Origin of the sequence: Micromonospora sp. CPCC 206061 (assembly GCF_036906915.1) — a bacterium.
GTDB lineage: Bacteria > Actinomycetota > Actinomycetes > Mycobacteriales > Micromonosporaceae > Phytohabitans.
Genome location: NZ_JBAKHX010000001.1, coordinates 200113 through 220478 on the forward strand (window position 1 = coordinate 200113; position 20366 = coordinate 220478).

The following is a 20366-nucleotide window of genomic DNA, read 5'->3' on the forward strand; positions in this document are numbered from 1 at the left end:
TGGGAGGATCCGATGACCTTCGCGGCAATCACGTATCCGGTGGCCTTCGGCCACGAGGAGGAGATCGCGGACATCTTCTCCCGGCGCAACTTCAAGCGCGCCAACTCGCCGATCCTGCGCAACGCGGCCGGCGAGCGGGTGGGCATGCTGATGGGCACCGGGCTGTTCATCCGGCACGACCGGATGGCGCGCCTCATCCAGTTCCGCGGCGACGTCGACGACGTGGCCCGGCACATGGCGATGCAGGAGGGCGTGCAGGAGGCGGAACGGCGGCTGGCGCCGCTGCTGCGGGAGCCCCGCGACACCACGACGGTGGAGGGGTTCCTGGCGTACTTCTCGCGCAGCCTCATGCGCTGTGTCACCCAGTCCATCGTGGACGACCAGCCGATCGCCGGCCTGTACGCCACGTCGGCCACGCTGGCCGAGCACGACGGCGGGGACGACGTCGACGTGCTGCTCAAGGAGCTGGTCGGCGAGCAGTGGGCGGCCGCCGGCGGCCCGATCGTGGCCACCGCCGCCTTCCGCCACAGCCGCACCGTGCTGCGGATCGTCCAGTACGAGGACGGCGCGTGGGAGCAGGCGCTCGCCACGCTCGCCGCCGACCCCGACGTGGTGGCCGGCGAACGGCGGCTCGCCGCGCACCTCGTGTCGACGCCCGCACCGGCCGACGGTGCGACCTTCGCGGCGGCGCTGCGCACCAGCGGCATGCGCTGCCTGTCTCAGCTCTCGATCGCGGGGATGCGGTTCGCCAAATGAACGGAACGCTCCCAGCACGGCTCCACCCGGACACCAGCACGCACCGTGAAGGTGGGTGCACACCCAATACGGAGGTGACAAGCATGACCAGCGTGGTCAACGAGCGCTTCGAGCAGATCCGGAAGACGGTCGACTCGACGCCGGCGAAGAAGCTTACCGAGACGCTGATCGGCCAGGGTCTCACCAGCGCGGAGATCCTGGAGGCCATGTTCGCGATGTACCGCGAGAGCTTCTCGCCGGAACGCGCGCTGGGCGAGCACGGCAAGTTCGAGTTCTGCATCAGCACACCCGACGGGCCGATCAGCTACGCCCTCTCGGTCGACGACGGCACGTGCGCCATCGGGCCCGGCACGTCGCCGGACGCGACGTCGGTCATCAGCATGTCACTGTCGGACTTCCTGCGCCTGTCGCTGGGCAAGGCCAACGGCGCGATGCTGGCGATGACCGGACGCATCAAGGTGAAGGGTGACACGGTCGCGGCGATGTCCATCCGGGACTGGTTCCCGACCGAGTAGCACGCGGTAGTGATACGTCGGCGACACTGTGCGGAGGCGGGCGGCGTGGGACGCCCGCCTCCTTCGTGTCTACCGGTCGAGCAGGCTCGCCAGGGCGGCCGCGGCGCCGTCGGCGCTCTCGCCCTGCCAGGCGACGAACCCGTCGGGGCGCACGAGAATCGCCCCTCCCAGCGGGCTTCCGTGGTGCACGCGCACGCCGTCCACCGAGGGCGCCGCGGCGCCCTCGACCAGAAGCGTGAAGCCGTTGGGGTCGACGAGGTCCAACGTGGACCGCCCGTCCTCCAGCCACGCGTGCGGTAGTCGCGTACCCGGACCGCCGTCGCCGGTCACGTCGAACACCCCAGCGTCCGTCCCGGCGCCGTACCGGTAACCGAACATCACCACCGGGTCGGGGACGATGCCGGCGGCGATCCGCGAGTCGACCGCCCGCACCAGCCGGGGCCTGTCCTGCGACCGCCGCACCGCCTGCTCGACCGTGCGGCGGGCCACCGGCAGCCGCTCGGACTCGTAGCTGTCGAGCAGTGCCGGCCCGGCGTCGCCGCGCAGCACGGCGGCGAGCTTCCAGCACAGGTTGTGCGCGTCCTGGATGCCGGTATTGGAGCCGAACGCGCCGGTCGGCGGCATCACGTGCGCCGCGTCGCCAGCCAGGAACGCCCGGCCCACCCGCATCCGCTCGGCCACCGTGCCGGACGCCTCCCACGGCAGCACCGCGATCACCTCCGGGTCAAGGTCGGGCACGCCCGCGGCCGCCCGGATCAGCTCGACGTGCCGCTCACGCGGCCAGTCGAGCACGTCCTCGTCTTCCGGGTCGACCGGCACGTGCAGCAGCCACCGCTCGGCGTTGTCTACCGGCACGAGCGCGCCCATCACGTCGTCGTTCACCACGTATCCGAGCACGAACCGCCGCCCGCGCAACGGCTCGCGCAGGTCAGCGCGGAAGTACATGCTCAGGTAGTGCGCGAGCGTGCCGTGGCCGGTCCTGCCGATGCCGAGCGTGGTGCGGATCGGGCTGGCGACGCCGTCGGCGGCGATGAGGTACCGGGCGCGCACCGCGCGGTCGGCACCGTCGACGCGGAGGGTGGCGTACACCGCGTCGTCGTCCTGGTCCCATGAGGACAGTGCGGTGCCGAAGCGCACGTCGGCGCCGTGCCGCCGGGCCGCGTCGCGCAGGATCGGCTCCAGCTCGTCCTGGTCGCACAGGCACCACCGGGCCGGACTGAGCGCGCTCCAGTCGGCGCGCAGGCCGAGCAGGTACGGCTGGTCCAGCTCGGCGATCTGCTCACCGGCCAGGCTGGTCATCGCGAGCACGCCGTCGTTGTCGACCAGCGCCCGCGCCGACGGCGTGTCCCGCATCGCCTCCTCGATCGCCGGGTCGCAGCCGCGCAGGATCTCCACGGTGCGCGGGTTGACGCCGCGGGCGCGCGGATGCACCGACGTCGCCGGGTGGCGCTCGACGAGCGTGACGTCGACACCGGCCCGGGCCAGGAACAGCGCGCTCGACAGGCCTACCAGGCCGCCGCCGACCACGAGCACATCGGTCTTTTCCACAGCCGACACCCCTTTCACGCGGCCCCGCCGCTACGCGATGAGACCGCCTGAGCCGGCGGGAGCATGCTCAGCAGGCGCTGCGCCCGCTGGGCTGCCGCGTCGAGGCGGCGGTATGCCTGTTCCAGCGCGGCGGCCATCTCCAGGTCGGCCACCCGCAGCTCGTCGAGGCGGTGGTCTTCGTCGGCCAGCCGCGCGGCGAACCGGCCGATAGGCCAGTGCGGCACGGCGTTGAGGCGGGCGCCCGCGGTGCGTACCGCCAGCGGCACCCGCCCGCACTGCTCCACGATGGCGTACGCCGCTGCCGGGTCGGCCATCACCCGGGCCGGCTCGACGATGCTGGCCAGCAGCGCCACCGCCTCGCCGTCGCGCAGCTCCACCAGCCGCACGGCACGGGCACCGGCCACGCCGGACAGTTCCTGCCGGCTGGTGACGATCGCACCCGACTCCGCGCCGACCGGCAGCAGCGGCGCCACCTGCGCGATGCTGGCGGCATCGTCCACGACGACCAGTACCCGCCGGCCCGCGCACCAGGCTCGGAAGAGCTCGCTGCGGCCCGCCAGGTCGGTGGGCTGCTCCGCCGCCGGCACACCGATGCAGGCCAGCATCCGCGCCAGCGCGTCGCTCGCGGAGGCCGGCTCGGCCTCGCTGCCGGACAGCGGCACGAAGAACTGCCCGTCCGGGAAGCGGGCCCGCAGCCGGTGGGCGGCGCGCACCGCGAGCGTGGTCTTGCCCATCCCGGCAGCGCCGTCGATCGCCACCACGCTGGCCTCGGCGCCGCCGGAGACCTCGAAGTGCGCCTGGATGCGCGCCAGCTCGTCGACCCGTCCCGCGAACGCGGCCGCGTCGGCCGGCAACTGTGTGGGCACCGCCTCGGGAGCCGGGCCGCTGGCCCTCAGCGACTCGGCGGCCGGCGCGACGTCGAGCGGCAGGTCGAGCGACGCGTCACCGGCCAGGATCGCCTGGTGCAGGCGCATCAGCTCGCTGGACGGCTCCAGTCCCAGCTCCTCCACAAGGGACCGGCGCAGCTGCTGGTACACCTCCATCGCCTCGAATCGCCGGCCGGACCGGTACAGCGCGAGCATCAGCTGGGAGTACAGGCCCTCGTGCAGCGGGTGCGCCGAAACGAGTCCCTTGAGCTCGCTGACCAGCTCGCGGTGCCGGCCGAGGCACAGGTCTGCCTTGACCCGCATCTCCAGCGCACGCAGCCTGTTTTCCTCCAGGCGGATCGCCTGCGCGCTCAACACCGAGCCAGTCACCACGTCGGCGAGCGCCTCGCCGCGCCACAGCCCGAGCGCCTGGCTCAGCTCGCGGGACGCCACCATGGGCTGGCCCCGCTCCAGCGCGGCCTGGCCACGGCCCATGTACTGGTCGAACTGGTAGGCGTCGACCGCGTCCGGCTGGATCGACGCCACGTACCCGAACGGCTTGGTCAACACCAGGTCGTCGCGGCCGCGGCCGGCCTTGGCCAGCAGCTTTCGAAGCTGGTACACGTACGTCTGAAGGGTCGTGCGCGCGCTCGCCGGCGGCTCGTCGTCCCACAACTCCTCGATGAGCCGGTCGATGTGCGCGATCTGGTTGGACTGGAGTATCAGCTGGGCCAGTAGCTGGCGTAGTTTCGGCGCACTCGGCGTCAGCACAAGTTCGCCGCTGGTCACCTCGAATGGCCCCAGGACCGCGAAACGCAAATTGGCCTCCCCCTCCGGTCGCGGCGAGCAATCGCCGAGCGTGACCCCAGCCTGACCAGCACGGCTGGATTCCCGCTGGACCCCGGCTGGATTACGCTCACACCGCGACGCGGCGAAGGTGACGGTGCCGGGCACCGGCGAGGGCGGCGAGCTTCGCGCGCACCGTCTCGGCCTCCTGATGGTCCACATCGGCGAGGATCGCCAGCGCCTCGCGCCAGACCTCGCGCGCCTTGTCGTGCGCGCCGAGCGCCTCATGCGTCTCGCCGAGGCTCGACTGCACGATCGCGACCAGGTGCTGGTCGCCGATCCTGCGGTAGAGGGCGATCGCGTGCTCGTAGCAGGTGACCGCCCGAGCATGCTCGCCGAGACCGTGGTGGGCGTGCGCGAGGCTGTCCCAGGTGCCCGCCTGCCCGTTGACGTCGTCGAGCGCCTGGAGCTGCGTCAGGGCCTGCCGGCAGTACGTCAGCGCCTGGCGATGGTCGCCGAGCAGCTCGTGGTACCAGCCGGTGGCGTTGAGCGCGCGGGCCCGGCCGTGCTTGTCTCCGGCCGCCTCGAAGACCGCCAGCGCCTTCTGCGCGTGGTGCAGCGCGTCGTGGCGCCGCTGGAGTCGGTCCCACAACAGCGCCAGATTGAGATGCGTGTGGCCCTGACCGATGCGGTCACCGGCCTGGCCGTACAGGTCGAGGGCGCGGCGCAGCTCGGCGTGGGCGTCCTCGAAGCGCCGCCGCCGGGTGTGCGCGCGGGCGAGGAAACGGCGGGCGGCGGCCTCCGCGGCCACCTCACCGTCGCGTCGCGCGGCCGCCACGCCCGCGCGCTGCGTCGCCGCCAGGTCGTCCCAGTGCCCGTCGCGGTCCATGAACGTGTACAGAGTGGAGGCGAGCTGCCATTCGTGTGTACTGGACACAGTGGACGCCCGCTCCAGGGCGCCGAGGAGAACGGCTCGCTCCGCGGAGAACCAGGCCCGCGCCTCCGCGAGGTCTGCGGGGTGCTCCGGAACGACCCCGGACGTAGGGGCCCGCAGGATGGTCCGCGCCCGGCCGTGGTCGAGCTGCTGATCAGCGGCGTACGCCGAGTGCAGGTAGTGCTCGACCATCCGCCGGATGGCGGCGCGGCGCGGTCGCTCCTTGTCGAGCCGCTCGGCCAGGTCACTGGCGTAGGCGCGCAACAGATCGTGGGACGTGTACCGGCCGGGCGTGTGCTCGGTGAGCAGGTTGGCGCCGACCAGCTCGGCGATGAGCTGGCGGACCTGGGGCGCCGGGCGCGCGGCGAGGCTGGCGGCGGCCGGCACCGAGACGTCTGGGCCGGGGTGCAGCCCGAGCAGCCGGAACAGCCGCGCCGCCTCCGGGACCAGGGCACGGTATGACCAGGACAGCACGGCCCGAAGGTCGGTGCTCGGGTCACCGGTGGTCAGCGCGTCGAGGCAGTCACCGTCGCCCCGGAACTGCTCGGCGAGCGCCGCGAACGGCAGGTGCCGGCTGACCGCGGCACGCGCCGCCACGACCGCCACCGCCAGGGGCAATCCCGAGCACCGGGCGAGGATCTCGGCCACGGCGCTTGGCTCACCGGCCACCCGGCGGGCACCGACGCGGCGGGCGAGCAGGTCGTGTGCCTCGCTGGCGGTCAACAGGTCGAGCGGCAGATGCTGGGCTCCCTCGGCGGCCACCAAACTGGACAGTTGATGGCGGCTGGTGACCACGACCGCGCAGCCGGGCGCGCCGGGCAGCAGCGGCCGCACCTGCGCTGGGTCGCGGGCGTTGTCGAGCACCACGAGCAGGCGGCGGCCGGCGAGCTGGCTGCGGTACAGGGCGGAGCGGCTGTCCAGATCGGACGGTATGCGTTCGGGCGGCACGTCGAGCGCGTCGAGCAGGCGCCGCACGGCCTCGGACGGGTCCATCGCCACGCCTCCGGGATCGAAGCCGCGCAGGTTCACGTACAGCTGTCCATCGGGGAATCTGTGCGCGACGTCGTGTGCCCACCGTACGGCGAGAGCGGTCTTGCCGACCCCGGCCGTGCCGGACACCACGCAGATCCGGACGGCGGACGCCTCCAGCAGCTCGCCGAGCTGCGCCAGCTCGGCCGCGCGCCCGACGAAACCCGGCACGTCGGTCGGCAGCTGGGCCGGCACGGGGCGGAGCGGCCGGGCGGCGGCGCGCCGCGCCGGTCCCGCGGACGCGGCGACCGGGGCGTCGTCGCGCAGCAGCAGCGTGTGGGCCGCCGACAGCTCCGCGCCGGGTGCCACGCCGAGCTCGTCGGCGAGGCGCCGGCGAGCTTCGTGGTACGCGGTGAACGCCTGTCCCCGCCGCCCGGCCGCGTGGTAGGCCCGAATCAGCCGGGCCTGCCCCGCCTCATCCAGCGGCTGCTCCGCTGCGGCCTCCTCCAGCGCCGGCAGCACCTCGGCGGCCCGCCCGGCGGCGATCTTCACCTCGCCGTACCGGTCGAGCGCCGCCTGCCGCTCCCCCGCCAGCGCGACCACCTTCGGATGGCTGGCCAGCGCCGGCACATCGGCGAACGGCGGCCCCTGCCACAACCCGAGCGCCTCGTCGAGCAGCTCAGCCGCCCGGTCGAGCTGACCCTCCCGCTGCGCGACCGCCGCCGACGCGGTCAGGGCCCGGAATCGCGAGACGTCGACCGCCGCGGCCGGCACCTGCAGCGCGTACCCGTCGCCGACCTGCCGCAGCAGCGCGCTCGGCGCGTGCGGCCGGCGACCCGGCTCCAGGAGCCTGCGCAGGTGTTTGACGTGTGTCTGGATGACGTTGGCGGCCGTCGAGGGCGGCTCCCGGTCGTACCAGACGCCGCTGACGAGCTGGGCACGGGTCAGGGGCTGGCCGCAGGCGAGGGCCAGCAGCCCGAGGACCGCTCGCTGGGCCGCGGGTCCCAGCTCCAATTCCAGCTCGTCGTCTCCCCGCCAGGCGCGCACCGGACCGAGCACCTGAATGCGCATGCGCCACAGTCTTGACGAACACGCACGGTGACGACATCCGTGGAATTACGCAACACTGGCGCCATATGGACGATTAACAATCCCTCAATGGCCGATGCACCGGCCGCGCTTTTGGTGGTCGTGAATGAGACTCGCGTCCAGCCGGTCATCGGGATCAACGGCGCCGAGGGCGGGACAGGCGCGGACCGGAGTGCCCCGGCATCAGCGCGCCGGCAACGCCCATGAGACCGACCATGATCACGGCCCCGCCAACCAGGACCATCACCCCACTCGGTCAGGAAGACGCGCGGCTGCGAGGCGTCGACCATGATGCGAGTCTGGTCACCCTTCGGCGGGCAGGTTCGCATGCATGCCACCGTTGCCCGGTATGCCTCGACGACCTCGGCCACCACGGACTCACCCCGGTCACCCAGAGCCTTCGCGTTCGCATCCTGACGGCTCCGCTGGGCGCCCGCCAACAGCACGCCCAGAACGACCACGCGGGCGTGCGCGTCACCGTCGTGGAGGTGCCGCGGCCAGCGGAGAATGCGCATCGGAATCCACCATACGGGCGAGCACGCCGTCGAGCAGCGGGTCTTCGGTGGGCGTGGACGAGCGGACCAGGACAGCCACACCATCCTGGTCGAGCTCGATGCGCTCCGCGAGGTACAGCTCGCCGAGGACGGCGGCCCCGACCAATTGCTCCACAGTAGACCACATTGGGTCACGCCGGCCGGATGGGGAATGAGCGAGAACAAAGACGGCCTCGGGCAACGTCAGGTCGGGCACAACTTCACGATGGGGCATGTTGTCAAGGCAGAACGCCACCGACAACAGTCATCTCGTCGCCGGTGAACTCTCCGGTCAGCATCGGCATCGCCCGCCCGATGGCGTCTTTGGTCTCCGGCAGTTGGAGCGACACGGCATGGTGCTGCTTGCTGTGCCAGAGCTCGGTGACCAGGATCAGGTCGGGATCGGTCTCGGAGACGCCGACGGCGTACAGCACGCACCCGGCCGCGCGCAGGCCCTCCTCGCCTTCGAGCAGAATCGCCACGACGGCGTCGCGGTGGCCGGGCTTGGCCTTCATGGTGCCGAAACGGCCGTACGCCACGGCGCCTCCTCAGGTCAGGACGAAACCAACACGTCCGACCCTACGGAACGATCGAGACCTGGAACTCGTGGACCCACTTGCTCGGATCATCCGGGTCGAACTCCAGGCACACCTCACGCGCGTACCCCTCCATCTTGTACCCGTTGTCGTCGATCCACTGGGCCAGCGTATGCATGCTGCGGTCGGCCTCGTCCATCGAACCGTGGTGCACGATCGTCGCCGCGTTCGGCAGCTCCGGCAGGTCGAGCACGGCGAAGTCGTACCCCGGATCGGGCTCGACCGCGACCGTCACCGCCGCGTGCACGGTCACCGCCTCCGGCGACTCGGCGGGCGCCGATTCGTAGTACGCGATAGACGGTCCCGCCATCTGCACGCCCGCGGCCCCGAGCCGCTGGAAAAGCTGCTGATACAGCGGTTGGATCACCGGGCCGATGTCACTGCCCTCATAGCTCGCCGCGACGGCGCTCAGCTCCGCGACCCGCACCCGCGGCACCTGCTTGACCACGACGTCGTCCGTACTCATGCGTCCCTCCCTCTCGATGGTCCGGAGCCTCGCCTCGACGCTGGTCAACCGGGCCACGTCAGCCGCCATCTGCTCCTGGAGCTGGGCCCGGCGCATCCGCAGCATGCCGCGCAGCTCCTCCGCGCCGAGCTTCTCGTCGAGGATCGACTGGACCTGCTGGAGCGTGAACCCGAGGTCCTTCAGCGCGAGGATCCGGTTGAGCCGGCGCAACTGCTCGGCCCGGTAGGACCGGTATCCGGTGCCCGCGTCGACCTGCGCCGGCACGAGCAGCCCCAGCGAGTCGTAGTGACGCAGCATCCGGACGGACACCCGGCCCAGCTTGGCGAAGTCTCCGATGCTGAACATGGGCTACACCCTCCCCCCTGGGTCTAGGTGGGGCGGTCGGACTTGACCAGGTCTCTGGTGGCGGGGGCTACTTCGGCGGCGTAGCGCTCTATGGTGGCGGGGTCGTCGGTGGCGAGGATGAACGCGGAGATTCCGTATTCGAGGGTCAGCTCGGCCAGTTCCTCGGCCCACTGCTCGGGTGGGCCGTCGAGCAGGCCACGGCCGGTCGGGGCGAAGCGGCCGCCGATGTTGAGCAGGCGGCGTACCGCGGACGGGTCGCGGCCGGCGGACACCGCCGCCTCGTCGATGCGGGCGTTGAGGTCGCGCAGCTCGGCCGGGCCGCCCTTCAGGTATCCCAGTGACGGCAGCCAGCCGTCCGCGACGCGCCCGGTCAAGCGGAGCATCTTCGGCTTGTACGCGCCAACCCACACGCCGATGTCGTGTGCCGGGGCGGGGCCGCGCTTGGCGCCGTTGACCTTGTAGTACCGGCCGTCGACGCGTACGCCGCCGGGTTTACCGGCCGCCCAGATCTCCCGGATGACCGTGATGGCCTCTTCCAGGGCGTCGACCGCCTGGCCAGGAGTGAGCCGCCGCCCGCCCATCGCCTCGATCGCGTCCCAGAAGCCGCCCGCGCCGATGCCCAGCTCAAAACGCCCGCCGGAGAGCAGGTCGAGGCTCGCCGCCGCGCGGGCCAGCACGGCCGGCTGCCGCAGCGGCAGGTTGAGGACGTTGCCGCTGACCCGGACCCGCTCGGTGCGGGACGCCACGTACGACAGGAGCGTCCAGGTGTCGTGCAATCGCGGTTGGTACGGGTGGTCCTGGAAGGTGACCAGGTCGAGGCCGGCCCGGTCGGCCACGATCGCGAGGTCGACGGCGTGCGTGACCGGTTGCACGGACGGCGTGACGAACGTGCCGAACAGCAGGTCGTGTCCGTAGTCGGTCATGCGCCACCTCCCGCAGCCGCCACCAAGCGGAGGGAGCCGTGAGGGCGCGCCGCCCGCAGCCGCCACCAAGCAAAGGGAGCGCAGCGACCGAAGCGACTGGCGGCTACAGGGCGGATTTCAGCGCCCGAGCCGCCCGCGCGCAGCGCGGGCCAGGATCGCAGCGGCCGGAGCGACTGGCGGCTACCGGGTGGCAGGAGAGGCGCATGACCCGCGGGAGCGGAGCGAGCGCCAGTTAGCACAGTCATGATGTCCCCACAGGAATGTTGAAGTTGTCGCGGAAGACGTTGTCGGGGTCGTAGCGCGCCTTGAGCTCCCGCAGCCGGGCCAGCGTCCGCGGCGGGAAGGCGTCCGCGAGCCGCTCGGGCCGCCGGTCGGTTTCGAAGCTGAGGTACAGGCCGTCGAAGTGCCCGCGTACGGAGTCCCACAGCGCGTCCATGCGCCGCTGGTCGGTACCCATCGCAGTGAGCTGGAAACCGGCGTCGCGGTGGGCGTATGCGGTGGCGTCGGGGTCGACATCGGCGATCGCCCCGCCGACGGTGCGCAGCTGGTACCAGTACACGACGCCGCCGCGCAGCAGGTCAGCGGAGATGGCGGCGAACGCGGGGGTGATCTCGCGGACGAACGCGGACCGCGCGATCGGCTCTCCCTGGCCCTGGTGGTCGCCGTCCGGCGCCATGCCCATCACGGCGGCGTAGGGCGCGATCACCACCTGCTGCTGGTACATGGGCGCGAGCTCGGCGAACGGCTGGAGCTGGGCGATCACCGTCTCCGGGTCGGCGGCGTCGACCATCGCCATCAGCTGCGCGAGGGCCGGCTGGCCCCGGCGCGGCGGGCTGACGAGCAGGAAAGGCGTGGTGTCGCGGGGCGTGGCCGCCACGGCGTCGCCGAAGCGGCGCAGGAAGTCGGCCACGTCGGAGACGGCGAATCCCAGGTGCGCCCAGCCGACCTCGCGGACCTCGTCGACCTCGAACTCGAACGAGGTGACGATGCCGAAGTTGGCACCGGCGCCGCGCAGCGCCCAGAACAGGTCGGGGTGCTCGCCGGCGCTGGCGTGGACGACCGTGCCGTCGGCGAGCACCACCTCGGCGGCGCGCAGGTGGTCGATGGTCAGCCCGTACTTGCGGCCGAGGAACCCGATGCCGCCTGCCGTGGCGAGCCCACCGACGCCCACCCCGCCGTAGTCGCCGGAGCTGAGTGCCCAGTCGTACTCGTCGAGGGCTGCGGCGACGTGCTTCCACCGCGCGCCGGGCCCGATCCGCACCCGCCGCGTGGACTCGTCGAGCACCTCGATTCCGGCCAGTGTGGACAGGTCGATGACGATGCCACCGTCGTTGGTGGACCGTCCACTCACACCGTGGCCACCGCTGCGGATTCCCAACGGCAGCGCCGGATGGGCCCGGGCGTACGCGAGCGCCTCCACCACTTGTGCGGTGTCACGCGGACGCAGTACCAGGCCTGGCGACCCACCACGCAGATAGGTCGACCGCACGCGCGCGTACCCGATGTCTCCCGGCTCGATGGCCGTGAGCGACGGTGGCACGCCGTCGTAGTCGATGCCCTGACGCCTCTTGGCGCGCACGCGCGCGCTGCGGCCGGTGGCCGTGGTGTCGGGTGTGGCCGCGCGCAGCGCGGGCGCGACCTCCCGGGCGAACCGTTCGAGCGTGCTCGCGTCGTCGGTCATGAGGATGAACGTGCCGACGCGGTCCTCGATGGCCAGCGGAAGCAGGTCCTCGACCCACTGCTCGGGTGGGCCGTCGAGGAAGCCGCCGCGGCGGTCGGCGAAGCGTCCGGAGATGTTGACCAGCCGGCGGATCTCGACCGGGTCGCGGCCTGCCTCGACGGCTGCCTCGTCAATGATCTTGTTGCCGGCGCGCAGCTCGCCCGGATCCAGGTAGCCGAGGGTCGGCAGCCAGCCGTCCGCCTTTTGGCCGATCAACCGGAGCATGCGCCGGCGGCGGGCGCCGAGCCAGATCGGGATGTCGTGCGCGGGCGCCGAGCCGGCCTCGAACACGCCCCGGATGACGTCGATGGCCTCGCTGAGCGCGTCGACGGCCTGACCGGGCGCGAGCCGCCGGCCGCCCATCGCCTCGATCGCGTCCCAGAAGGCGCCGGCGCCCAGGGCCAGTTCCAGGCGGCCGCCGGAGAGCAGGTCGAGGCTCGTGGCGGCGCGGGCGAGCACGGCGGGGTTGCGGAGCGGGATGTTGAGGACGTTGCCGGCGAGGCGGACCCGCTCGGTCTGGCCGGCGACCCAGGACATCAGCGTCCAGGTGTCGAGGAAGGCCGGCTGGTACGGGTGGTCCTGGAACGTGACGAGGTCGAGGCCGAGCTCGTCGGCGCGGCGTGCGAGCGCCACCGGCACCTGCGGCGCCGCGCTGGTGGGGGTGATGAACGCCCCGAACTCGACCATCGCGCACCTCCGAAATATGTTGTCGAACAGATCATATGCCAGACAGATGATCGGAACGATATGATGCATGTCATGGACGAGGGCATAGGCTGGGCGCTGGGCGTGCTGCTGCGCGCGTACCAGAGCTCGGTAGTGACCGTCCTCGGCGACCTGCCGCACGGACCGCGCGGCTACCACACCCTCGCCGCGGTCGTGGAGGGAGACCGGCCCAGCCAGCTCGCCCTCGCCGCGCACCTGGGCATCGACCGCACCGTGATGACCTACCTGATCGACGACTTGGTCGACGCCGGGCTGGTCGAGCGGCAGCTCAACCCCGCCGACCGCCGCCAGCGCCGGATCGTCGCGACCGACCTGGGCCAGCGCACGCTCACCGATCTCGAACGCCGCGTCCGCGCCGCCGAAGACCGCGTGCTGAGTGCGCTGGCCCCCGGCGAGCGGGAGGCGTTCCGCGACCTGCTCCACCGCGTGGCCTGCGAGGCCCGCCACATCGACCCGGCCACCGACCCGTGCGACGTGGCCGACGAGATGCAGGGCGAGAAATTGCTTGCCAGTCGCCGCGGCCGTCCCTGAGCCGCGTTCTTGGACCTGCCACGAATCTTCAGTGGACACCGGTGCCTAGACTCACCGCGTGTCCGAATTGCCGCAGCCGCAGCAGCCGCCGTCGGTCAACAGCCGAAACCTTCTCATCGTGCTCGGCGCGCTGGGCGTGGTCGTCCTGGTCACGGCCGTGACGTGCGGCGTCGTGGGGTTCCTGTTCCGCGACCGGATCTTCGACCTGGGCGATCCGGGCACCACCACGCTCACCGTCGAGGCGGTGACCGCCGGCGGCGGCACGCCCGACCGGAAGGCGCTGGAGCGCACCCGCGACGTCCTGGCCGACCGGATCGAGGCGGCCGAGTTCGACCGGCGGTCGGTGGAGATCGACGGTGACCGCCGGCTGGTGCTCAAGGTCGACGGCGTGGGCAAGGAAGACGTGCTGCGGTCCCTGGCCGGCACCGGTGAACTGCGGATGCGCCGGGTTCTCGGCTCGGTGCCCGACCAGTCGACGGCCAGCACTCCGGCGCTACCCCCGGACGCCGGCCCGGTGCCCAGCCGCGCCGAGGTTGCCACGCGGCTCGGCGGCGCATACCAGATCGCCGTAGGCATCACGGCGCCCGGCGCGCCCGACCCAGCGACCACGGCGGCGCTCGCGCCGTTCGCGTCGCTGACGCCGGCGCAGGTCGCGGCCCTGCCGTCGGCGATGCAGTACGCGGTGCCGACCGTTACCTGTCCGCAACTGGCCGCGCGGCCCGCCGGCGCGACCGCCGCCACCGACCAGCTCGTCGCCTGCGCCCGCGCGGACCTGCCGACCAAGTACCTCATGGACGTCGCCAAGGTCAGCGCCGCGGACATCGACACCGCGGAGGCGTCGCTCGAACAGTCCGTCGGCGAATGGATAGTCGCGATCAACTTCACCAGCACCGGCCAGCAGCGGTGGACCGACCTGACCCGGGAGGCGTTCACCGCCGGCGAGGGCAACAACCAGGTGGCGATCGTGCTCGACGATGTCGTGATCTCCGCCCCCGCCGTGCTGGACGTGCTCACCGGCGGTGCCCACATCAGTGGCGACTTCACCCGCGACAGCGCGATGGTGCTCGCCGCCCAGCTCAACTCCGAACCCCTGCCGCTGGTGCTGCGCGCCGTGAACTGACGGCTTGCAACAGTTCGCCGGGTCGGTGCGTCCAGTGTTCGTGGAGGTGGCCATGAACGGGGCGGACGGTCGGTTCGAGGACTTCGTCCGGCGCGTTGGGCGGCGCTGGTGCGGTACGGGTACGTGCTGAGCGGCAACCCGCACGACGCGGCCGATCTCGCGCAGGAGGCGCTGGCCCGGCTGGGCTCGGCGTGGACGCGCGTGCAACGGCGGGACGATCCGGAGCGGTACGTCCGCACGACCATGGCCCGGCTGCACATCAGCTGGTGGCGGCGGCGCCGCCGGGAACGGCTGGTCGGTGACGTGCCGGAGCACGGGTACGCCGACGACGCGTTCACGGCGGTCGAAGGCGACACCGGGCTGTGGCAGGCGCTCGCCACGCTGCCGAGACGGCAGCGGGCGGTGCTGGTGCTGCGGTACTACGAGAACCGCACCGACGACTAGATAGCCGCGCTACTCGGCATCTCGCGCGGCACGGTGCGCAGCCAAGCCTCCCGTGGACTGGACAAACTTCGTGCGAGCTGGTCAGGCCGCACGGAGCACGCGATCGGGAGGCAACCATGAGTACGCATCTGGAGGACCGGCTGACCAGCGTCCTCGCCGACGCGGCCGACGCGGCCGACGCGGCCGACGCGGCGCCGGTGCCCGGGTACGACCTAGCTGTGGGTGGGTGGGCCGCCGGTCAGGCGGCCCACCGCCACACCCAGCTGAAACCGGTTGCCGACGCCTAGCCGGTCCATCAACGAACGCAGGATCGACGAGACGGTGCGCGGGCTCACGCCGAGCCCGCGCGCCGCGCCGGCGTCGGAGTGCCCGGCTGTGAGGAGCGTGATCAGGGCCCGCTCCCGCGGCGTGAACCTCGGCGCCCCGGCGTCCGACGGAGCCGGGCGCCGGGCGGGGTGCTGCCCCTCACGATCATTCAGCAGGGCCAGCAGCCTGTCCGGCGGCTCAGCCCGCCAGCCGGGCAGGCCGGTCTCCGGCGGCGCGACCGCGCCCCGGTAGGCCAGCTCCGCCAGCGCCTCGCCGACCTGCGCGGCCGGCATCCCCAGGTCTGCCGCGACCGCTGCGACGCGCCCCCGTCCGCGCCGCAACAGACCGCGATACACCCGGTCGGCCTCTACCGAAAACCCGTACCTGACCAGCGAGACCGTCACCGGAGCCCGCGTCATGATCGCCACTCGCACCCCCATGCGCCGAAGCTGACCAGAGGATGGCAGAGGCCCCTTACAGATTCCTTTCATCAACCTCTCACGAACCTCACAGGCGGGCGCGGACGTACCCCTGGAGTCCTTCGTTGCGGATGCCGTCGCCTTCGCAGTCGTTCATCACGGACGGGAAGTGCTCGCCTGTCCTGAGGATCAGGCAGCGGTAGATGGCCCGGGACGGCACGCCCGCCGGGGGCTGCGTCCAGATCCACCCGAGCGGCCGGAGCACCTGCTGGCCCTCGCAGTTCGGGTCCAACGACAGGAACTCGTCCCAGTTCAGCTGGCAGCTCATGAGGATGCGGGTGTTCGGCTCGTTGGTGAACGACAGGTACCCGAACACTCCTTCCATCCGGTATCCGGAGGGCAGCGCTCCGCTGCTGCCGCGGTGGTCCATGCCGCGCACGGTGCGGGCCAGCGGAGCACGAGACAGGACATATCCGACGGGACCGCCGTCGACAGCCTCCTGGCCGTCGCAGTGATGCCCGGTGTACCGGTCGCCGGTGGAGGTGAACCGGCACCGGTAGACGGCGACGGTGACGAGACCCTCGGGTTGGGTCTGCCAGATCCAGCCGAGCTGGGCCACCCGCTGCTTGCCCTCGCACCCGGCGTCCGGCGAGCTGAACTCGTCGGTGCCGTCGAGGCACGAGTACAGCGGCACGGTGCCGGGCTGCTCGACGAGCGACAGCTGCCCGAGCGGCCACTGTGGACGGTACCCGGACGGCGGCGAAAGCGTCGTGGTCCAGCTCTCCCCGGTTCCGTACGCCTTCTGGTACCAGGTCAGGCTGGCATACGGCTGCACGTGGCCAAGGAGCAGTTCCACGGCCTTGCCCTCGCAGCCCGCGTCGAGTGAGTCGAAGTGCTCACCCGAGGCCTCCTTGCACCGGTACAGCGGCGCGCTCGCCTGCCCGGCCGGTGCGGCCTTGTATATCCAGCCGATTGAGGTCAGCTTCGTCTTACCCTCGCAGTCGGCCGCGGTAGAGCTGAACGTGTCGCTGCCGGCCATGCACAGGTACAGCGCCGTCGTGCCCGACTCGAATGCCATCGGCAGGTGGCCGAGCGGCTGCTGCGGCCGGTACCCGGACCACACCGTCCCGTTGGTGGTCAGATGCTCGCCGGCCCCGTTGACGAACCGGGTCAGCTGCCCGTACGTCGGCCCGCGGTTGCTGACCGGGGTGGCCAGCGGCTCCACCGAGGCCTGGTGGACATCGATCGCCCGGTCGCACCCGTCCGTGCCGGGGCACGGCCCACGGTTGTCGATCTGCCCGTTCACCACCTCGTACAGGTTCTCGTTGGCGTACTCGCGGGCCTTGAGCAAGGTGCCGTTGCGCGGTGCCTTGGGCGCGGCGTCGACCGATGACTGGTACGTGGCGGTGGGAGCGCCGCACAGCCCGAGAGAGCAGGGGCCGAGCGGCAGCGGGGCGCCACCGGCCATCTTGTACACGACCCGGCTGTCGGTGGCCCACACGGTGGCGCCGTCGGCGAGGGTGGTCAGGTCGGTGACGCGCACCGAACCGGCGCCCGCCTCGACGAACGTGGTGCCGATCGACTGGTGCACGCGCATCTGCGCACCCGCGTCCGGCGCATCGTAGAAGTGGTAGACGTCGGCGCGACTGTCCATGTTGGTGTCCGCGGCGAACAGCCGCATCCTGCCCTGATCGGCCCAGCCGCCGGCCTTGTACCACCACATCTGTGGGGCACCGAACGACGGCCCGGTGGACGGGAACACCCACAGCCGGTACTCGCCGCCGCCGTACACGTGCAGGTTGGCCACGTCGTCCTTGCCGTCGCCGGTGAAGTCGCCGCTGACGAAATCTCCGGCGTGCGAGCACCAGTTCCACTTGCCGCTGTCGAAGCGTTCCTGGAAGTCACCGATGAGGTTGCCGTCCGACATGGCGACCCACATCCGCGTCTGGCAGTCGCCGTAGTCGTAGAAGTGGGCCACGTCCTCCCTGTTGTCGCCGTTGAAGTCGCCCATCACCATCTTGACCTTGTTGGCGTCCGCCCAGCCCGCTGGGTGGTCGTGGGTGAGGTTCGCGCTGGTCATAGTGATCTTGCTGGGGTCGGAGATCGTGGTGCCATTGCGGCTCACCGCCTGGCAATGCGGTGCGGGGATGCCCGTGCCGGCGCCGGTCGTATTCGAGAACCACGTGAAGATGTTGTACTTCGCGCCGCCGTAGTCGTAGATGGCGGTCAGGTCGTCCTTGCCGTCGCCGTTGACGTCGGCGCCGTGCAGGCTCAGGCTCCGCGCCACGTCCCAGTTGCCGGCACCGCTGTCCCAACGCGGGGTATTGATGGTGCAGTACCCGGTGCCGTAGGACGGGAAAATCCACAATGTCGCGCGGGCGTCGCCGTCGTTTCGCAGCACGGCGATGTCGTCGAGCCCGTCGCCGTTGAAGTCGCCGCGAGCGGATCGGATCCTGCTGACCGCCCAAGCGCTGTTCTGCCCTGTGCGGTGGGTCAGCGACGAGCGGTAGAACACGCCGTTGCCGCGTGCCTGGCTGATGTAGAAGCCGGTCTCGCCATACCCGAGGTCCTCCACACTGACCGCGTCCGCCCGCCCGTCGCCGTCGACGTCGCCACGCACCTTCTTCGGCGTGATGGTCGAGCGGCTGGTGCCGAACGAGCGCGACGTGGGCGTGCCCGTGTACCGGTTGCCGGCCCGGTCGACGCTGCGCACGAAGAGCCGGTTGCTCTCGGCGGGCCCGTCCTGCCACACGGTGATGGGCACGGTGGCCTTGCCGTCCGAAGCGGCCTTGACGTAGTTGGTGGTGTTGGCGTCCCAGCCCCAGTAGTACCCGGTGACGCCGGGCTCGCCGTTGGGCTCGAACGTCACGTCCACCTTGGTGCCCACCGGCACGCAGCAGTCCGCTTCCCCGGGCAGGCCGGCGCCGGTGATCACCGGGGCGGTCGCCGGTGGCACGGTGTCCACTTCGAACTCGCAGAACTCGCTCCACGGCCCGGTGTTCGTGCCGTCGTCGGCGAGCACTCGCCACTTGTACGCGCCGTCGCCGATGCCCCACGTCTTGACGGACGCCTGAGTGCCGTTGGGGCCCCAACCGGTCTCATGATGGACGATCGGGCCGCTGCCGCTCTGCGCCCACCACTCGAACCGGCCGAACACGTTGGTGCCGTCCGGGTCCGACAGGTTGGCGCGCAGCGTGGGCGTGCGGGTGTTGATGACCGGCCGGCCAGCGCCGCGCACGCACGCCATGTTGGGCTCGGCGGCCAGGTTGTAGGCCGCGTTCGGGTAGCTGTTGTACTCGGTGATGAGCACCGGGTTGGGATCGAACCGCTTCCACGAGTATGTCGTGTCGCCCTCGTTGCCGGCCTTGATGCCGAAGTGTGTGTTCGGCCAGCCACCCGCGGCGGCCGCCTGCGCGGCGGACAGCGCGTTGAACTCGATGGTGCCGGCCGGACAGTTCGCGTTGTACCCCTTGGCCCAGTTGCGCCGGTCGGTGTAGCCGCCGTCGAACCAGGTGTGCGAGTTCCCCCACGTGGTGCCGGCGTCGAAGGGCGGGATCACGCGCAGCTCGACGGCACCGCGGTCGCCGCTGGTGTCACAGGACGAGGCCCGCGTCTCCCAGATCTGGAAGGTTGCCCTGGTGACGTTCTTGCCGTGCAGGGCGTGGGTGTCGAGGCGGAACATGGACCGGTACTTGACGTACTTGCCGAGGTACGAGTCGTAGACGTGGCCCGACTTCGCGCCGTCCTCGCGGCCGTAGGCCCAGTAGGACTGGCCGGGCCAGTGGTTGCCCTCGATCATCGTCCAGGCGAGGTTGCCGCCGGTCCACGGCGGGTCGATGTAGACCGGGTACCGGGTGTCGGCCGCGGCGAGCAGCTTGCGGTCGGGCTTCAGCGTGAGCTTCCCCTTGGCGACGGTCATCGGCACCGCGACGCGCTTGCGCCCGGGCCCGCTCTGGGCGTGTGAGTCCCACATGTAGGGAGTTCCGCCCGTGAAGACCACCCGACCGGCCGCGTCGGTGGCGCGGGTGACGCCGCTCCTGTCGGTCGCGAACGTGACCCCGGTGCCGCTCAGTCCAAAGGAGATGGTGCGCAGTGCCGGGTTGGCGCCGGCCTCCCGGGTCTTGACGATTAGCGCCTGGTACACGCTGTCGGCCTCGGCCTTGACCTGGAGGTCGACGCCGGGCAGCACGTCAGGGTACGTGGCGGTGTGGCCGTCGAGCACCGGCGCGGGCAGCTGGCCGGGCCAGGCCAGCGACAGCGAGTCGCCGCCCTGACGCAGGGTGAGCAGCGGGACGTCCCCACCCCCGGCCGAGAACGTGACCGCCAACGGCGACGCGATGGGCGCGACCGTGCCGCCGGCGGTGCGGCGCAGCGTGGTGTCGACCGGCACCCAGCCGGCGCCGCGACGCATCCGCACCGGCACGGTGTGCTGCTCCATCGTGAACGTCCCGTTGGGGTTCGCGCGCACCCGGCGGGTCTCGGTGGTCAATGTGGACACGTCGACCGGGCGCCGCTCGGCGCGCGCCTTCGCCGCGGCGGCGGGCTCGTCGAGCATGGCGACCGTCGGCGCCACCGGCTTGGCCGGCGGCGCCTCTCTTATCTCCGGCCCGCCGAGACCGGTCACCACGAGCGCGAGAGCCAGCGCCGCGCGTAGCTTCATTGGGTACCCCCCGGATGCGCGCCGCCGGAGTGCACACCGCCTCCGGCCAGCGCGCGGACGGTATGAGCCGGCGATCCAGCGGTGCAACCGGCGCTCGCGGCCTTTGCCACACGT

The 20366-nt window shown here is 71.6% G+C and carries 16 protein-coding genes; 6 read left to right on the top strand and 10 right to left on the bottom strand.

The genetic code is table 11. From position 1 onward, the window contains the following. Nucleotides 1–12: 12 nt before the first annotated feature. Both V6V89_RS00965 and V6V89_RS00970 read left to right on the top strand, forming a co-directional pair. On the top strand, nucleotides 13–756 hold the full coding sequence (locus V6V89_RS00965) for a SchA/CurD-like domain-containing protein (protein WP_334616918.1): 744 nt from the start codon (nucleotides 13–15) through the stop codon (nucleotides 754–756). A gap of 83 nt (nucleotides 757–839) precedes the next feature. Beyond that, nucleotides 840–1271, top strand: a complete 432-nt coding sequence (locus V6V89_RS00970; protein ID WP_334616919.1) for an SCP2 sterol-binding domain-containing protein — start codon at nucleotides 840–842, stop codon at nucleotides 1269–1271. A 69-nt stretch (nucleotides 1272–1340) separates the two neighbouring features. On the opposite strand, the gene V6V89_RS00975 is transcribed toward V6V89_RS00970, so the two are convergent. From V6V89_RS00975 to V6V89_RS01010, 8 genes are all read right to left on the bottom strand, one after another. After that, nucleotides 1341–2819: an FAD-dependent oxidoreductase gene (locus tag V6V89_RS00975; RefSeq protein ID WP_334616920.1), complete on the bottom strand. Its 1479-nt coding sequence runs from the start codon at nucleotides 2817–2819 to the stop codon at nucleotides 1341–1343. 14 nt (nucleotides 2820–2833) lie between these two features. Beyond that, nucleotides 2834–4504, bottom strand: coding sequence for an AfsR/SARP family transcriptional regulator (locus V6V89_RS00980; protein ID WP_334616921.1), 1671 nt, complete (start codon nucleotides 4502–4504; stop codon nucleotides 2834–2836). Between the two features lie 97 nt (nucleotides 4505–4601). Further along, entirely contained in the window at nucleotides 4602–7445 is a 2844-nt protein-coding gene (locus V6V89_RS00985) for an AfsR/SARP family transcriptional regulator (protein WP_334616922.1), read from the bottom strand. 492 nt (nucleotides 7446–7937) lie between these two features. Further along, a complete protein-coding gene (locus V6V89_RS00990) occupies nucleotides 7938–8231 on the bottom strand; it encodes a GPP34 family phosphoprotein (RefSeq protein ID WP_334616923.1) in 294 nt (97 codons plus the stop codon). Between the two features lie 4 nt (nucleotides 8232–8235). Further along, nucleotides 8236–8535: a putative quinol monooxygenase gene (locus V6V89_RS00995; RefSeq protein WP_334616924.1), complete on the bottom strand. Its 300-nt coding sequence runs from the start codon at nucleotides 8533–8535 to the stop codon at nucleotides 8236–8238. Nucleotides 8536–8575: 40 nt separating this feature from the next. Then, nucleotides 8576–9403: a MerR family transcriptional regulator gene (locus V6V89_RS01000; protein WP_334616925.1), complete on the bottom strand. Its 828-nt coding sequence runs from the start codon at nucleotides 9401–9403 to the stop codon at nucleotides 8576–8578. A gap of 23 nt (nucleotides 9404–9426) precedes the next feature. Then, complete coding sequence (locus tag V6V89_RS01005; RefSeq protein ID WP_334616926.1) at nucleotides 9427–10326, bottom strand: LLM class flavin-dependent oxidoreductase; 900 nt, start codon at nucleotides 10324–10326, stop codon at nucleotides 9427–9429. 241 nt (nucleotides 10327–10567) lie between these two features. Beyond that, entirely contained in the window at nucleotides 10568–12733 is a 2166-nt protein-coding gene (locus V6V89_RS01010; RefSeq protein WP_334616927.1) for an LLM class flavin-dependent oxidoreductase, read from the bottom strand. Nucleotides 12734–12805: 72 nt separating this feature from the next. Here V6V89_RS01010 and V6V89_RS01015 point away from each other — a divergent pair, with 72 nt between their 5' ends. The 4 genes from V6V89_RS01015 to V6V89_RS01030 all read left to right on the top strand — a co-directional run bounded on the left by V6V89_RS01015 (nucleotide 12806) and on the right by V6V89_RS01030 (nucleotide 14987). Then, nucleotides 12806–13303 carry a MarR family winged helix-turn-helix transcriptional regulator gene (locus V6V89_RS01015; protein ID WP_334616928.1) on the top strand — a complete coding sequence of 166 codons (498 nt, stop codon included), beginning with the start codon at nucleotides 12806–12808 and terminating at the stop codon, nucleotides 13301–13303. Nucleotides 13304–13361: 58 nt separating this feature from the next. Further along, complete coding sequence (locus V6V89_RS01020; protein ID WP_334616929.1) at nucleotides 13362–14423, top strand: SecDF P1 head subdomain-containing protein; 1062 nt, start codon at nucleotides 13362–13364, stop codon at nucleotides 14421–14423. Between the two features lie 108 nt (nucleotides 14424–14531). Next, entirely contained in the window at nucleotides 14532–14867 is a 336-nt protein-coding gene (locus V6V89_RS01025) for a sigma factor (protein WP_334616931.1), read from the top strand. Nucleotides 14868–14900: 33 nt separating this feature from the next. Then, the gene (locus V6V89_RS01030; protein ID WP_334617201.1) at nucleotides 14901–14987 is read left to right on the top strand and encodes a hypothetical protein; all 87 of its coding nucleotides are present in this window, start codon (nucleotides 14901–14903) and stop codon (nucleotides 14985–14987) included. A gap of 92 nt (nucleotides 14988–15079) precedes the next feature. Here the strand turns inward: V6V89_RS01030 and V6V89_RS01035 are convergent, their stop codons facing one another. Continuing rightward, nucleotides 15080–15613 carry a helix-turn-helix transcriptional regulator gene (locus V6V89_RS01035; protein WP_334616932.1) on the bottom strand — a complete coding sequence of 178 codons (534 nt, stop codon included), beginning with the start codon at nucleotides 15611–15613 and terminating at the stop codon, nucleotides 15080–15082. A gap of 67 nt (nucleotides 15614–15680) precedes the next feature. Continuing rightward, nucleotides 15681–20252, bottom strand: coding sequence for a DNRLRE domain-containing protein (locus V6V89_RS01040; protein ID WP_334616933.1), 4572 nt, complete (start codon nucleotides 20250–20252; stop codon nucleotides 15681–15683). Nucleotides 20253–20366 lie beyond the last annotated feature (114 nt).